14 protein-coding genes are annotated in these 14,763 nt (G+C 64.5%); 1 reads left to right on the top strand and 13 read right to left on the bottom strand.

Going from position 1 to position 14,763, the window contains the following annotated elements; translation table 11 throughout:
• From K2Z83_RS08735 to K2Z83_RS08685, 11 genes are all read right to left on the bottom strand, one after another.
• A partial coding sequence (locus K2Z83_RS08735; RefSeq protein ID WP_220594798.1) for a hypothetical protein occupies positions 1-706 on the bottom strand: 706 nt, incomplete at its 3' end.
• 134 nt (positions 707-840) lie between these two features.
• The gene (locus tag K2Z83_RS08730; RefSeq protein WP_220594797.1) at positions 841-2,292 is read right to left on the bottom strand and encodes a hypothetical protein; all 1,452 of its coding nucleotides are present in this window, start codon (positions 2,290-2,292) and stop codon (positions 841-843) included.
• A gap of 251 nt (positions 2,293-2,543) precedes the next feature.
• The gene (locus tag K2Z83_RS08725) at positions 2,544-3,368 is read right to left on the bottom strand and encodes a sugar phosphate nucleotidyltransferase (RefSeq protein WP_220594796.1); all 825 of its coding nucleotides are present in this window, start codon (positions 3,366-3,368) and stop codon (positions 2,544-2,546) included.
• A complete protein-coding gene (locus K2Z83_RS08720) occupies positions 3,361-4,317 on the bottom strand; it encodes a hypothetical protein (RefSeq protein ID WP_220594795.1) in 957 nt (318 codons plus the stop codon). Before K2Z83_RS08720 ends, K2Z83_RS08725 begins: the two co-directional genes overlap by 8 nt.
• Before the next feature lie 3 nt (positions 4,318-4,320).
• Entirely contained in the window at positions 4,321-5,280 is a 960-nt protein-coding gene (locus K2Z83_RS08715) for a bifunctional 2-polyprenyl-6-hydroxyphenol methylase/3-demethylubiquinol 3-O-methyltransferase UbiG (protein ID WP_220594794.1), read from the bottom strand.
• Complete coding sequence (locus tag K2Z83_RS08710; protein WP_220594793.1) at positions 5,277-6,257, bottom strand: methyltransferase domain-containing protein; 981 nt, start codon at positions 6,255-6,257, stop codon at positions 5,277-5,279. Before K2Z83_RS08710 ends, K2Z83_RS08715 begins: the two co-directional genes overlap by 4 nt.
• The gene (locus K2Z83_RS08705; protein WP_220594792.1) at positions 6,258-7,172 is read right to left on the bottom strand and encodes a glycosyltransferase family 2 protein; all 915 of its coding nucleotides are present in this window, start codon (positions 7,170-7,172) and stop codon (positions 6,258-6,260) included.
• A gap of 113 nt (positions 7,173-7,285) precedes the next feature.
• Positions 7,286-8,515, bottom strand: a complete 1,230-nt coding sequence (locus K2Z83_RS08700; RefSeq protein WP_220594791.1) for a glycosyltransferase family 4 protein — start codon at positions 8,513-8,515, stop codon at positions 7,286-7,288.
• 8 nt (positions 8,516-8,523) lie between these two features.
• Positions 8,524-9,675: a glycosyltransferase gene (locus K2Z83_RS08695; protein ID WP_220594790.1), complete on the bottom strand. Its 1,152-nt coding sequence runs from the start codon at positions 9,673-9,675 to the stop codon at positions 8,524-8,526.
• Positions 9,675-10,076, bottom strand: a complete 402-nt coding sequence (locus tag K2Z83_RS08690) for a hypothetical protein (RefSeq protein ID WP_220594789.1) — start codon at positions 10,074-10,076, stop codon at positions 9,675-9,677. The genes K2Z83_RS08695 and K2Z83_RS08690 overlap by 1 nt, the downstream gene beginning before the upstream one ends.
• A gap of 40 nt (positions 10,077-10,116) precedes the next feature.
• Complete coding sequence (locus K2Z83_RS08685; protein ID WP_220594788.1) at positions 10,117-12,219, bottom strand: N-6 DNA methylase; 2,103 nt, start codon at positions 12,217-12,219, stop codon at positions 10,117-10,119.
• Between the two features lie 176 nt (positions 12,220-12,395).
• Between K2Z83_RS08685 and K2Z83_RS08680 the strand changes: the two genes are divergently transcribed.
• Positions 12,396-13,067 carry a hypothetical protein gene (locus K2Z83_RS08680; RefSeq protein WP_220594787.1) on the top strand — a complete coding sequence of 224 codons (672 nt, stop codon included), beginning with the start codon at positions 12,396-12,398 and terminating at the stop codon, positions 13,065-13,067.
• A gap of 154 nt (positions 13,068-13,221) precedes the next feature.
• Here the strand turns inward: K2Z83_RS08680 and K2Z83_RS08675 are convergent, their stop codons facing one another.
• A complete protein-coding gene (locus K2Z83_RS08675) occupies positions 13,222-13,872 on the bottom strand; it encodes a protein-methionine-sulfoxide reductase heme-binding subunit MsrQ (RefSeq protein ID WP_220594786.1) in 651 nt (216 codons plus the stop codon).
• Between the two features lie 172 nt (positions 13,873-14,044).
• Positions 14,045-14,763: protein-methionine-sulfoxide reductase catalytic subunit MsrP (msrP, locus tag K2Z83_RS08670; RefSeq protein WP_220594785.1), on the bottom strand; the 719-nt coding region annotated here is incomplete at its 5' end.

Here is a 14,763-nt window from a genome sequence, read left to right as displayed (position 1 = left end):
CGCTCCGCTCCTCGCCGGTGATCGCATCGATCCAATAGATCGCCCTATTATCCAGCGGTGAGATCACCCCCCACACTGGCCCGGGCGTCCCCTCAAGGTTGATCAGCTGGAGGTCGTAGGGGTCCGACATCACCGGGATCCCCTGCGCTACGGCGTGCTTCTGAAAGATCTCGATCGCCTGATCGCTATCGATCTTCAGGGCGGCGACATCGATCGGTAGCTCGGCCTTGGGAAGTTCGCCCAGCGGGATCAGCTCGCGCGGGCTGCTGCACGTGCCATCGACAATCTGTACGAACAGATCCCCATCGCTGCCCTGTGAGCGGAACTTATAGAACCAGCCCAGGGCGGTGGGCGGGTTGCCGATATTCTGAAGCATCGCTCGCGAGGGAACCACCTCGTAGAGCAGGGCATCGGCGTTAAAATGCTGCGCAGCACATGCGGACGCCGCCGCATAGCTCGCGATCACGGTCTGGCTTCGCCCTTCAAATGTTCGGTTGCTCGGCGCTGGCTCCGGGTAGGCGGATGTGTCGGTGCTCGGCAGCGGTGGTGCGGGGTAGGGGTAGGGGTAGGCACCATCCTGCCCGACGATCGGCGTGGCCGGCACCGGGGTTGTCTGATAGGGCAGATCTGCCGAATTGCTTGAGCAGGCGGTGAGCAGTAGTGTGCTGGCGAGCGCAATCACCGCACAGATGCGTGAAGCGTGCATATATCGCTCTCCTGGGTTTGTTGCGAGGGCTGGATTCTGTCGGACACAGCAAGATGCAGGGCTACTAAGTATAGTAGCCCTGCACCTAGTATCGCTACACTACGCGGGCCAATGCGTTGAGGTTGATGCCCCCTCTACTTCGGGAAGCCCGAGAGCACGAAGAGGAAGTCGTTCGGCGACTTTGCCGGGCGGTACGAGCTGAGGCTCGGGTCCGTGTTGTGCTGGATGACCACCACCAGCGGCTGGGTCGAGGACACCGTGCCAGAGGTCTGGATGCTTGTCTTGAGCGGGTTGTTCGGATTGGTCGGCAGGTGCGAGAAGTTCACCGTCGCGCCGGCAGCAGCGTTCTGCGTCCACGTCGTGCCATCGGCATAGGTCAGCTTAATACTCGTCGCCGCGCCAGTGTTCTTCACCGAGACGGCGGTGAAGTAGCCGTAGTAGTCGTTGAAGATCGCCGGGACGCTCACCGAGGTTGAGGGCGTCGTGATAGCGGCGCTGTAGCTCCCGAAGGCCGGGTTGCTCGGGTCGGCCACCGCGATGTTCGTGCGCGACTTGCGCTGGATGTTCACAATCGCCACAACCTGGGCGCCGGTCGAGGTGATGGTGGCCGAGAGCAGACCATTCGTGTTGCCACTGCTCAGGCTCGCGTTGTTCGGCTGGTAGCGCTCACGCGACTGTCCGGCGGGGATGCTGAAGGGGCCGTCAGTTGTGCCGTCGCTGTAGGAGATCGTCACGCTAGCGGCAGTGGTGGTGTCAATGTTCTGCACCGTGAGCGACGACACAAACCCGTAGTACTGGTTGTACATGGATCCGGCATACACCGTGTTGGCGCCAGCGGTGAAGGCGTTATAGCTGCCAACACCATAGTTCGTCGAGTCCGAAGACCAGATGTTTGAGATGCCGGCCAGCGGCTGGTCGGCCGTCACCACCACGCCGTAGATGCCGGTGTTGCCGCTCGCCAGCGAGGAGAACTTGGTATCATTCCAGCCGTAGGTGCGCGAGGCGTTGGCCGGGATCTGCCCCAGGTTGATCTCGCCCGAGCTCGCGCCAGACAGGCCGTTGTACAAAGTGGCCTTAACATTGGCCGTCGTCGTGCCCGCATTCTGGATCACCAGCTCGCTCAGGAAGGTGTAGTAGTTCCGGTAGAAGGCCGGGAAGTACAGCGGGGACTTGGCCTCAGCGGCGTCCACACCCTCGTAGGAGAAGGCCGACCAAGGCCCCGTCGTGGCGCTGTCGGTCGAGCTGTTCACCACAGCCTTGACCGCCTGCGAGCTGCTGATCACCGCCGAGTACTGGCCGCTCGCCAGCGTGGGGGCTGTGGTGATATTCGGGATGTAAAACTCCGCCGACGAACCGGCGATAATCTGCTTGTCCGGCTTATAGGTGACCAGCGGGGTGGTGCCGCCGTTGCTGTCGTAGAACGCGATGCTGTAGTCGCCGGAGTTCAGCGGGCCTGACCCGACGTTCTGGATCAGAATGGCGCTGCCCCACTTGCCATTGATGCCCGTCGCTGTTGTCTGCGCCTGGGCAATTGTGCCGCCGAAGGCGAGTGAGCTGGCTGCCAGGGCAAATGCCATGAGCGCCATACCTACTCGTTTGACCGATGTGAGCATACTGTCCTCCATAGAGTTGTGTGCGATGCCGCCTCGATGATACCGAACATCCAGGCCGTCCCAAGATGCTCAATCAAGACTATAACAGGCGGCCCAAGCCTTTTCAATACCACCTATGAGCGTCATCCCATCAGGCTCATGGCTTCAGGGAGCCAAAAACGCCACTAATACTTTCGTGTTATGGGCGAGGATGTTAGCTGGTAGGCTCACATGGCAAGGGGCGCTCACGCGTCTGAGCCTGTCGGCCCCCACAGCCTGACATAGTCGTCGGGGCCGGCATGGCGCAACGCCATCGATAGGACAACCGACTGGAAGTCTTCAGGAGTGCCGATATCGTGGTAGCTGGCCTCGGTCAGCGGCAGCGCCTGGATCACAAGCCCGGCATCGAGCGCTGCGGCGAAGACATCGCTGAGCACACACTCCGGCCCCCCGGCGGCGCGGCTCGCCAGGTGCGCGCGCATAAAGCCGGTGAAGCGCGGCGACCACGCGGCCATGCCCCACATCCACTCCAGGGTCGTGCGGGCCGGCTTGTCGACGAAGCTGCGCACCTCGTCCTGTGGGCCGATCTCAACCATGCCGAACTTCTGCGGCGAGCTGGTGCGGAAGACCCCCAGGGTCACATCGGCCCCGCTGCCCCGGTGGTGCGCGGCGAGCCGGCTCATCGTGTCCTCGGGGTAGATCAGCGTGTCGGGCATCGAGAAGAGAGTCGTCGCCGCACCGACCCAGGGCGTGGCCAGGTCGAGGGCGTAGGGCATGCCGGCGAGGGTGCGCTGGTAGACATACGCCACCGGCAGGTCGTAGGCCGCCCCGTCGCCGACATAGCGCACGATGTCGGCCTTCGTCTCGCCGATCACGATCACGGCGCGGCCCGCGCCAGCGCGGCGCAGGGCGTGCAGATGCAGCTCAAGCGCCGTCACCGGCCGCCAGATCGGCTGCGGCGCGGCTGGCGTGGGGCGAAAGCCCAGCGGCATAATCTCTTTGCTACAGGGGATCGGCCCAAGCCGCGAGCCGCGGCCTGCGGCGGGGAGCAGCCCGATCAGGTCACTCATACGACACCCGCCTCTCCGTCAGGCGGAACACCCCGAGCAGGATCAGGCTACAGATCACCTCGCCGAGGATGAGCATCAGCTTGACGGTAATCGCCGTGGCGATCGCCACCGGCAGCGGCCAGATCTGCGCGAGCAGCACCGTCAGGGTGATCTCGCGGGCGAAGCTCAGCACGCCCAGGGTCAGGCTGACCCCGTAGCCCGCCAGCGAGGTGATCAGCCAGATGTGCAGCACCGTCTGGAGGTAGCTGAGCGGCACATCGACGAAGATCGAGATCACCGCCCAGAGGAACAGCCCGGCGATCGGCCAGGTGCCCGCATACCAGAGAAACGCCTTCGTCAGGCCGCCCAGGGGGGTGCGGCCGCCCTCCGCATCGATCGGGCTGCGGCGGGTCACCAGAAAGCCCAGGGCCAGGGCGATCGCGGCCAGGGCCAGGGCCGCCAGCCAGACGCTGAACCCGGCCAGCCAGCTCACCGCCAGCAGGGCCGCGCAGGCGCTGACCATAAAGCCGAGCTCGTAGAGCGACGCCGTCACCACCCGCGCCTGCGGCACGCCGCGCTGGTGATAGTAGTGCGCCCGGTTCGCGATGTACCAGGCGATCGTCGGCAGGTACTTCACCAGGTTGCTCGTGGCCACAGCCTTGACGTTGTCGCGCAGGGAGATCTTGCCGAACATCAGCTGGCTCAGGGCGTGCCAGCCGAGCAGCTGCATGATGAAGGTGACCAGGTAGATGCCGAGGGCGGCCAGCAGGTATGTCGGCCGGATCAGCAGATCCTCTGTGGGGATCTCTTGGAACGAGTAGTAGATGCCCACGGCCACCGCGACAAGCGAGAGCGCGGTGAAGACTCGCCAGAACCAGCGCCACGCCGGGTGTGCGGCGAGCTGCTGGAGCTTCTCACGCGGCAGGCGCATGATCTGGAGTATCCGCTGGGGCGTTGATATCGGAGCCATGGGTCACTTCCTAAAGACGCCGGTGATGTTCGAGCCCATCCCGAGGCGATCGATCAGCATAAAGTAGGGCGCGGCGATCAGGCGGGCGGGCAGGCTAAAGATCAGCTGGCTCAGCGCGGCGCTGAGCCGGCCCCGGCCGATGGCCTGCTCGATCAGGAAGGTCAGGCTGGTGGCCGTGGCCGCGTGGCTCCCATAGAAGCAGCTGCGCTCCACCTCGCGCAGCCCGCACTCGCCCATCAGGTCGCGCAGAAGATCCGCCGGGTAGAGGTAGATATGCCGGGGCAGCTCGTAGCCGATCCAGGTGTTGCCGAACAGGCGCCGGTCGACGCTGCGCAGATTCGGGTGGGTGATCACCAGCGCCCCGCCCGGCCGCAGCAGCCGCGCCGCCTCGGCGATCACCGCTCGCGGGTCGTAGACGTGCTCGAAGACATTCCACATGGTGATCGCGTCGAAGCTGCCGTCGGCGAAGGGCGCGCGGTTCAGCACCCCCACCGCCCCATCGACGCCCAGCTGCGTCTGCGCGTAGCGCACCACGCCCGGGCTGATATCGATGCCGACGGCCGACCACCCCGGCTGCCGGCGCATCTCCCAGACGAAGTCGCCCGTCGAGCAGCCGACATCGAGCAGCCGCCCCGCCCGCACCTGGCGCGTCACCCGCCGGCAGCGCTTGCGCAGGCCGTAGCGGCGCACCGTCTGGGCCAGCCAGCCCACCGCCGTGATGGCCGGCACATACTCCGGGTAGTCCTCGTCGGGGTAGAGCCGGCCGATGGTCGCGGCGGTGGGCCGCGGGTGCTGGTAGATCACCCCGCAGCCGCCGCAGCGACAGTGGGTGTAGATCGTGTCGCCGCCCAGGAAAAGGTCGGCGCGCCCGGCGGCCGGGCGCGGGTCGTCTGCGCCGCAGACCTCACAGGGCACGCGCTCCATCGCGACGCCGGCGGGCAGCTGTGTGTCAGCCTGGATCATTGCTTCTCAAGCACAAAGTTCACCTCGCATGGGATCCCGGCCTTCACCAGGGCCAGCGGTAGCTTTGCGATAGCTGCGTAGTAGAGCGAGCGCGGCCAGCTCAGGAGCTTTTGGCCGGGGTTGCGGTTGAAGTAGGTGTCGACGATCCGGAAGCCCTCGCCCGCGAAGAAGGCGCGCCACTCGCCGAGGGTGTAGCTGTTCTCGCGGATCCCGGTTGTCTCGGCCCACTTGCCCTTCGCGCCCAGGCCGCTGTTCCAGAACCTGCGCGGGAGCGACCCGATGGCCAGCTCGTTCACCACATACCAGCGCCCGCCGGGCTTCAGCACGGTGCGCCCCTGGCGCAGCGCGCGCCGCATGTCGCCGAGGTGGTGCAGCATCCCGGAGCTGCACAGGAAGTCGAAGGACTCGGGCCGAAACGGCAGCCGCTCGGCGTCGACGGTGGCCAGGTAGTCGGTCTCGAAGCGCAGCAGCCCCGCCAGCTCCGCGCCCATCTCCACATTGATCGGCGCCACATCAGTGGCGATCATCTCGGTGCCGGGGTAGAACATCTTCACGAAGCCGCTCAGCTGGCCGCTGGCCCCGCCGATCTCCAGCCCGCGCCCGCGCAGCGTGTGGGTCTTCGCGAAGTAGTCGCGGAAGAAGAAGAACTGCGAGGTGAATGCGTAGTAGGTGATCACATTGAGCAGCTTGAAGCGCTCGTACTGGACGGCGCTCATCTGCGGCACCGTCTTTCGGAGCTGGTCGAAGTGGCGCGTGCGCCAGCTATCCTCCGCGCGCTGGAAGCGGTCGAGATCGCGGGGCAGCAGGTTGAAGACCCGCCCGGCATAGGTCGAGCTGAAGCCGCAGTCGGCACCCGCGCAGCGCAGCTGCCCGTCGTCGGCGCGCAGGGGCGCGCCACACTCCGGGCAGATCAGGAGGTCCCAGATCCAGTTGGGCGCGCTCAGGTCCACGCGCTGCTCATCGGTGGTCATCGTCATCTAGCTCCTCCATGCCGGCCGCAGGTCATCGCTGAGGTCGGCCCCTAGTGCGGTTCTGACGCCGGCGAGGAAGCTCGGCAGGCTGCGCACATTCCCCTTCACCGTCTCGCGCAGCAGCACCCAGGCCACATAGATCATCAAGACGCGCAGATCGTGGTGCTTGCGGTGGTAGCGCACGCAGCTCTGGCCGAAGACCGTCCACCAGCGCGTCGACTTTGGGCTATTCTTGGTGCTGCGCGAGACCTTATGCCAGAGCCGCGCGCCGGCCGAGTAGATCACCCGGTAGCCGGCCTTGCGCGCCTCCACGCAGAAGTCCCAGTCGTCGTAGTAGAAGAAGTAGCCCTCATCGAAGGCCACGCGCTCGGCCAGATCGCGGGTGATCAGCAGGCAGCAGCTCGGCGCGAACTGGATCTCGACATCGGCGGCGAAGGCCGGGCCGTCGGGCTGCTGGCGCCCGCGCATCACGATGTTCGAGGGCATCCAGCGCGCATAGGCCCCGGCCGACCAGATCCGGTCGCGCTCCTCGTAGTAGAAGATCTTCGGCATCACCACGCCGCAGCCGGGGGCGGCGCGCGCGGTGGCGACCATCTGCGAGACGAACATCGGGTCGCAGTCGAGGTCGTTGTTCATCGGCACCACATAGTCGGCGCCGCGCTGGAGGGCGAGCCGGATGCCGGCGTTATACCCGGCGGCGATGCCGAGGTTCTGCGCGCAGCGCACCATCTCGGCATCGGGGTGCGCGTCGGCGATGCGCCCCGGGCTATCGTCGCTGGACGCGTTATCCACCACGATGATACGATAGTTGGGGTAGGCCAGGCCGCGCAGCGACTCGAGGCACTCGTGGGTGTCGGCGTAGCCGTTCCAGTTGAGCACCACCAGGTAGACAGACGGCGCCGTAGGGCGTTGCGCGATCAACGTTGTGCTCCACACGCGTAGGGCTGTCGCCCTCAAACCTTCTCTATGTGTGCCCAGCAGACCCATGCCGCACTGATTGTGCTGCGGCGCGGCTACGATGCGCCGCAGCACAATCAGGCTTTTTTGTGGGAGAGCTCCGATCTCCCACACCCTCTGATATAGACCGTCGCCCAGGTGTCGGCGAGCTGCTCCCAGCCGTAGGCGCTGGCCCGTTCGCGCCCGGCGGCGGCGAGGGCCTGTCGGCGCGGCGCGTCGCCGAGCAGCCCGATGATCGCCTCGGCCAGCGCGCGCGCGTCGCCGGGCCGCACCAGCGCGCCGGCGGCGCCGCCGGCCAGCAGCTCGGCGCGGTCTCCCACATCGCCGGTGACAACGGGCACGCCCAGGGCCATGCTCTCGATCAGCTTGAGCGGCGAGCGGGCGCGGGCCACCGGGTCGTCGCGCACCGGGTCGACGCTCAGGTCGGCCAGGGCCAGGTAGGCCGGCACCGCCTGGTAGTGTACCTGCCCGGTGAAGTATACCCGATCTCGTAGCCCGGCCCGCGCGACCCGCTCTTGGAGCAGCGGCAGATCCTCGCCGCCGCCGATGATCAGCAGGGCGGCGGCGGGCATGGCCGCCGCCACCTGGGCGAAGGCATCGATCAGCAGATCGACCGGGTGGTTCTGGAGGGCGAGGGAGCCGGCGTAGGCCACCACCGGCCCGCCCGTCAGGCCGAGCGCGGCGCGCATAGCATCCAGCTGCGGCGCCGGCGGGGCCAGGAAGCGGTCGAGATCGACGCCGTTGGGCACCAGGGCCACCGGGGCAACCCCGGCGCGAGCCATCTCCGCGGCCAGGTGGCGGGTGTTCACCGTCGCCCCGGCGGCCAGGCGCGGCAGCAGCCACTGCCAGAAGCCGAAGACGGCGCGCTGCCAGGCGGCCGGCAGGCGATTGCCGCGCACCTCGTCGTCGTCGCAGTCCACATAGAAGGGCCGGCGGCGCAGCAGGCGCACCGCCAGCAGGGCGGCCACCCCATTCACCGGCTGGGGCTTGCCCAGGTGGTAGACATCAGAGGGTGAGCAGATCACGCCCCAGATCATGCCCAGCGTCGATCCGGCCAGCACGCGCAGCAGGCCGAGCGGCCCGAAGCGGCCCGGCACGCTCCCCGCCTTGCGGGCGTGCATCTGGCCCACGTACCAGACCTCGACGCCATCCTGGGTGAAGCGTCGCCGCGGGCAGCTCGCCAGGTCGGGGTGCAGGGCCAGCACGCGCACCTGGTGGCCCCGGCGGGCCAGAGCGCGGGCGATCGGGAAGTAGCGCCGGCCGGCGGGGCGGTCGAGGCTCGCCACCATCATGAGCGTCACGCGCATGGGCCAGCCTACCTCTCAACCCCAAAGTCAGAGGCTATCCGCTCAATTGTCATCACCAACTCCTGCCACGAGAAGCTCGCGGAGTTGGCAATGATAGTGGAGGTGAAGGGCTTCGCCATGTCCTCGCGGAAGTAGCGCACAACCGCATCAGCGAGCGCCTGCTCATCCTGGGGCGGCACCACGAGGCCGTTCACCCCATCCTCCACAACCTCGTAGAGCCCACCGACCCGGGTGGTGATCACGGGCTTGCCGAAGCCGAAGGCCAGCTGCACCACGCCGCTCTGGGTGGCCGAGATGTATGGCAGCACCACCACATCGGCTGCGTCAAAGTAGGGCCGGATCTCTTCGTTGGGCACGTAGCGGTTGACGATCGTGATCATGTCGCGCACGCCGAACTCGTCGGCGTAGCGCTCGTAGAACTCCGGGGCCGTCCAGAACTCGCCGACCACCAGCAGATGCACGTCGATCTGCTCGCGGATCAGGCTGAGGGCCTGGATGAGATACTCGAGCCCTTTGTAGGGCCGGACGAAGCCGAAGAAGAGCAGCACCGGCGTCTGCTCGGGGATGCCGAACTCGCGGCGCAGGCTTGTCGGGGCGGCGCTGCTCTGCCGAGCCAGATCTGCGTAGGTCGGGTGGTGCGCCTTCACCACGCGGGCATTCGGCAGCAGGGCCAGCAGCCGGTGGCGATCCTCCTCGCTGTGAACAATCATGGCGTCACCACGGCGCAACACCGTCAGGGCCAGGCGCCGGTCGATCACCCCGCCGCCCTCGTGGGGCACCACGTTATGGCAGATGAAGATGATCTTAATCGGCGTGTTGCGCTTGACCATGCTGGCGATCGCGGTGAGGCAGGGAGTCCAGTAGGGCACCCACCACTGGAGGATCAGCACATCGGGGTGGTCGGCGCGCACGCGGCGGTAGAGCCGCCACCACGTGAAGGGGTTGATCGGGTCGAGGATATACTCGCAATCCTCACGCAGCGGCGTGTTGCTGGGGTCGCGGTCGCTGCGCCCGGAAACGAGCCAGCGCGGGTACTGGCGGGTGAACGAGTAGAGCGGGGCCACGTGGCCCGCGGCGCGGAGATGACGCACCATCAGGGTGGTGTAGTGGGCGATCCCGCCGCGAAACGGGTAGGTTGGTCCGACGACGCTGATCCGCATTAGCGCACCCTCCAGATTGTCACGCCATCACGCCGATAGATCTGCTCGTAGAGGGGCGAGGCGTCGATTTGCGCTGGGTCCAGGTATTCATTCGGGGGGCTGGCCGCCGGGCCGTTGTAGAGGTAGCCGAATCCGGCTGCCTTCAGGGCGGCGGCAGCATCGGGCGTATTGATCGGGTGCGCGTACACGGCGGCATTCTCGTCGTTGACGTGCGTATAGTAGCCTGGGGTTGGCCCAGCCTCCGAGCCATAGGTGATCGGCGGGAGGTTCGTCGATCGGCCGGTGAAGAAGGTCAGCATCCAGCCGCCGTCCGACCCGGCGTACAGTGTGCCATCATAGGCGAGGAAGCTGTTGACGAAGACGCGCGCGCCGGGCGGCGTCTCGCTTGCGATCCAGCTCATTGCCGCCAAGTCTGCCGGGCGGAACAGCTCGTTGGTACGATCAACATTGGCGGGCTGCCATGTGAGCGACCATGCAGCCAGGGCGACCCCAGCGGCTGGCGCGAGGGAGCGCCCCGTCTGGTTGAGCATTTGTCCGAACCGCCGAGAGAAATAAGCGAACGGTAAGTCCCAAGCTGAAGGTTTTGAAGACAGTTTTGACATCCCTAGCTTGAGTAGATTTCGCCTCTTTGCTTCCGGAGGCAATAAACTTGCCAAATTCATTCGCATTTGATGGAACAAGCCAACTACCTCGATCATCAGCAACTAAACTTCCCCAAGGAATAGTGCGATTAAAAACACCGTTGTCAGTGAATCGTTCCAGATCGGCAAGCTTTTCTTCCTTGCGCCAAAAATTAGGCATTCTATAGTACATTAAACGTGTACTTTTCTGTATTGATGACTTGATCATTACTGTAATACCTACTCCCACTTGAATCCCAAAAACATTATGTGTTGAGCCGCTCAATTTAGGATTACGGCGAACATCTCCATGCAGATCTACATGATAGATTTGGGTAAAGTCGCGCAGTAAATTCTTTCTCATCCCATCAAAAGCTGTTTGGTGTATGAAGTTGTTATTACTAATAAAGCAGACAATACCATCACTACCTCTTAAACGATCTGTAGACCATCGAAAGAATTTAACATATGCATCGTAAAGTGCTATTTTATTACTCGATTGCGAGTCTTTGGCGTAAGTTGCTCGTATTTTTTCATCTATAATGCTATACCTTTTGTTTTTGTTATTATCGTTTTCATTGACTTGGCGAAAATTGTACGGCGGGTTGCCGATGATCACGGTGATCTGGGCCTGCTTCTGGCGCTCGACGCGCTCGGTGTTCTCCTCGGCGAACAGCGAGAGCTGCTGCGACTCGGCCAGGTCGAGCGTGTCGGTGAAGCAGATCCCCTCGAAGGGGGCGTACTCGCCGGTAAGCTCCTGGTAGGTGTGCTCGATATTCAGCGAGGCGATGTAGTAGGGCAGCAGCATGATCTCATTCGCGAACAGCTCCTGCTTGTACTTGCGCTTCAGGTCGCGCCGGCTGATCCGGCGCAGGATGTTTACGATGAAGTTGCCGGTACCAGTGGCCGGGTCGAGGATAGCGACGCCCTCATCGCTTAGGCTCTTGCCAAACTCGCGGCGCAGCACCTCATCGACGCTAGCGACCATAAAGTCCACGATCGGCTGCGGCGTGTAGACAACCCCGTGGGTGTCGGCCTGCTCGCGCGAGTAGCCCTGGAAGAAGCGCTCATAGACCGTGTTCAGGAAGGTCTGCTTCTCGGCGTACTCGGTGATCCCCTTGGCCGCCTCCTCGATCGCGGTGTAGAAGGGGTCGAGCCGGCGCAGGAACTCGCTGCGGTTCCAGGTGAGCGAGCGGATGACCTTCTCGATCTCATCGGCGATAACATTGCGCCGGGTGAAGTCGGGGTCGTCAAAGACGGTGCGGAACAGCCGCTCAGTGAGCAGGTGCTGCACAAGCATCTTCTCGATCTCATCGGCGCTGATGTTGGGATCAATCGCCTGCCGGCAGATCGTGTGAAAGGCATCGAAGGCGGCGGCGAAGCGCTGATTACTGCGGCGCGCCTCCTCGATGATCTGCTCGACACTGCCGGCGAGATCAGGGATGCGGGCCTGGAACTCGCGCACAGCGGCCTGGAAGCCCTCGACGTTCGCCTCAGTGTGCCCGAAGAACTGCGCCAGCAGAGTCGCCAGCTGCACCCGGTCGGACATATCGGCCTCGGCGCTGCGGCGGCGGTTCTGCACCAGCACCGCGCGTCGGCCATCCTCAAAGATAATATTGCTCTGCGGGTAGCCGCGCTCAAACTTCTTGCGGATCTCGACCTCAAGATCGTCGGCGCTATCTTTGGCCTCCCAGTGGCCGCGCGGGAAGCGGAACTCATCGAGCAGCACCCCATCGGGGCGGATGCGGCCGGCGAGCGTCTGCTCCTCCGCGAGTATCCAGCCCTCGGCCCGGCCCAGCGTCGCCAGCAGCAGCGAAAAGGCGCGGCGCAGCCCGCCCTCATTGACAATGCCCTGAGTGCTGAGGTCGGCCAGGGTAGTGTAGTAGGCGGCGATGGCCTTGTGGGCAGGCTGGATCGGTGGCATGGGGGATCTCTAGAAGGATACCGCCCAAGAATAGCACGCCGGCCTACCAAAGATCAAGCTTTGGGAGCGCCGAACCTTTCAGGATGAATGAATACACAACATTGAACATGTGTGCAACTTTGCACCTACATCCTGCGTATCACTTACCACACATCTGTAGTAAGGAGCTACGAGGAATGTCCCGCAAGAAGCCCAAGGTAACGCGCCAGCCCCGGCCCTACGTCGAGCTGACAGACTTTGTGAATAGCCAGTGGAAGCGGCGCTGGATATTCTATACGGTGGGTGCTGCATCAATACTTATCGGGTTAGGCTCTCTATTTACCATCGCTACTCCTACTGGCTGGCCCATGGCTATCATCGCAGGGGTGAACGTGGCATGGATAACCCTACTCTTCTTGCTGACTGGCTATCTCTTTTTTGAACTGTCCCGTCATAGCGCCCGAACCGAACAGGTAATCGATGTCGTGTTACCCTGGCTGCATCTACAAGAGTATGATGAGCCCGATCTGTCGGCGATTGAGCAGCGAGCGGCTATTGCGAGCACCAATGTCACCCCCAGAACAGTCTTCCCGGCTATCATGATAGGCTTACTGTTGCCAGCCGTAAGCCAGATCCCGGTCAATTTTCGTTTGCTCGGCGTTGCGTTCATCGTCTGCTTGAGTTGTAGTCTAGCGCTCGAACTCCACCAAAGCAGCATTGCCTCGCTTGTGAATGAGGCTCTGATTGAGTTTCGCTGCAAGAAACAGAAAGCAGGCGGCGACTCACAGCCAGTACTCACGACCGCCGCCGCCGCCCCGGCAGACCGGCTGGCAGAAGCACAGGTCGTGCCGATACTTACCGACACCTAGCTAACCCCGATACCTTCAAGGGTGCCAGAAGTAGCCGCCAGCCAGCGCAACGGCTCGCACTGATTGGCCAGGATGACACAGCGCCCGCCCTGACTGCTCAGGGCGGGCGCTGCACACGGGGTGGGGCTGCGGCCCCGCTCGGATTCTCCCAGCATTAGTCGGGGGCCACCTCGCGCCGCGGCGGGGCGGCGGGGCGGCCGGGCCGGCGCCAGGCGGCGATCCGGGCGCGCACCGGCGGCAGGCGCACGATCAGCAGGGCCGCCACGATCGCCCCGTAGATCAGCGGGTCGCGCACCACCTTCGAGAGCCAGAGGAAGTGCAGGATGGCCAGGATGGCCGCCGGGTAGATCAGGCTGTGCAGCGGCCGCCAGCGCCGCCCGAGCCGCCGCTGCCAGCCCTTCGTCGAGGTGATCGCCAGCGGCAGCAGCAGCAGGAAGCCGGCGAAGCCGGCCAGCACATAGCGCTTCTCCACAACCGCCTGCCAGATCAGCCCCGCGTCCAGCCAGTAGTCGAGCACGGCGAAGGTGAGCAGGTGCAGGCTGACGTAGAGGAAGCTGTACAGGCCCAGCGGCTTGCGCAGGCCCGCCGCCCACTTCCAGCCGAGCAGCAGGTTCAGCGGCGTGCAGGCCAGGCAGAGCATCAGCAGGATGATCGCCGCCCGCCCGCTGTGCTGCGTGATCGCCTGGATGGGGTTGACCGTCGAGATGTCGGCGACGAGCAGGGCCAGCGGGGCCAGGCTGCCGACATGGACCGCGACTCGCAGCCACCTCTGTAGCCGCTGGCGCATAGCGGGCGGGTTGCTCACAGCGTTGCTCCAATATTGTCTGATGGCAATGGCGCAAAACTCACCCTATCGCCCGCCGGGACGCTTCGCTTCGGTCAGCGTGACAGGTGCGGCAGAGCGAGTTTTGCGGTATTGTGTCTGATTCTATTCAGCGCAGCAGAGCACGCGCCTCAGTGCCTCAGTGCCTCAGTGCTCAGAAGTTCAGCTTCAGATCCATGCCCTCGTAGAGGCCGGCCACCTGGTCGGCGTACCCGTTGAAGGGCAGCGTCGTATGGCGTCCGAGCTCGCCGATCCGCCGCTCGCTGGCCTGCGACCAGCGCGGGTGCGAGACGCTGGGGTTCACGTTGGCGTAGAAGCCGTACTCGCCAGGCGAGGATGCCATCCACAGCGAGGTCGGCATCGTATCGACCAGGTCGATCTTCACGATCGACTTGACGCTCTTGAAGCCATACTTCCAGGGCACCGCCAGGCGGATCGGCGCGCCGCTCTGCGGCAGCAGCTGCTTGCCGTAGAGGCCGGTCGCCAGCAGCGTCAGGTCGTTCATGGCCTCGTCGATGCGCAGGCCCTCGACATAGGGCCAGGGGAAGTAGCCGTCGCGCTGGCCGGGCAGCTGGTCGGGATTATAGACCGTCTCGAAGCGCACGAACTTAGCCTCGGCCTTTGGCTCGACGGCCATGAGCAGCTTATTGAGCGGGAAGCCCTGCCAGGGGATGACCATCGACCAGGCCTCGACGCAGCGCAGCCGGTAGATGCGCTCCTCCTGGTCGAACTGCGTGAGCAGATCCTCCATGGCGAAGGTCTGCGGCTTATTCACCAGGCCGCCCACCGCGACCTCCCAGGGCGAGGTCTTGAAGCTGGAGGCCATGCGCGCGGGGTCGGCCTTATCGGTGCCGAACTCGTAGAAGTTATTGT

It is taken from the genome of Oscillochloris sp. ZM17-4 (genome assembly GCF_019599295.1).
Taxonomy (GTDB): Bacteria; Chloroflexota; Chloroflexia; order Chloroflexales; family Chloroflexaceae; genus Oscillochloris.
Note: the sequence above shows the minus strand (reverse complement) of the source record. Positions and strands in the feature narration are given on the sequence as shown.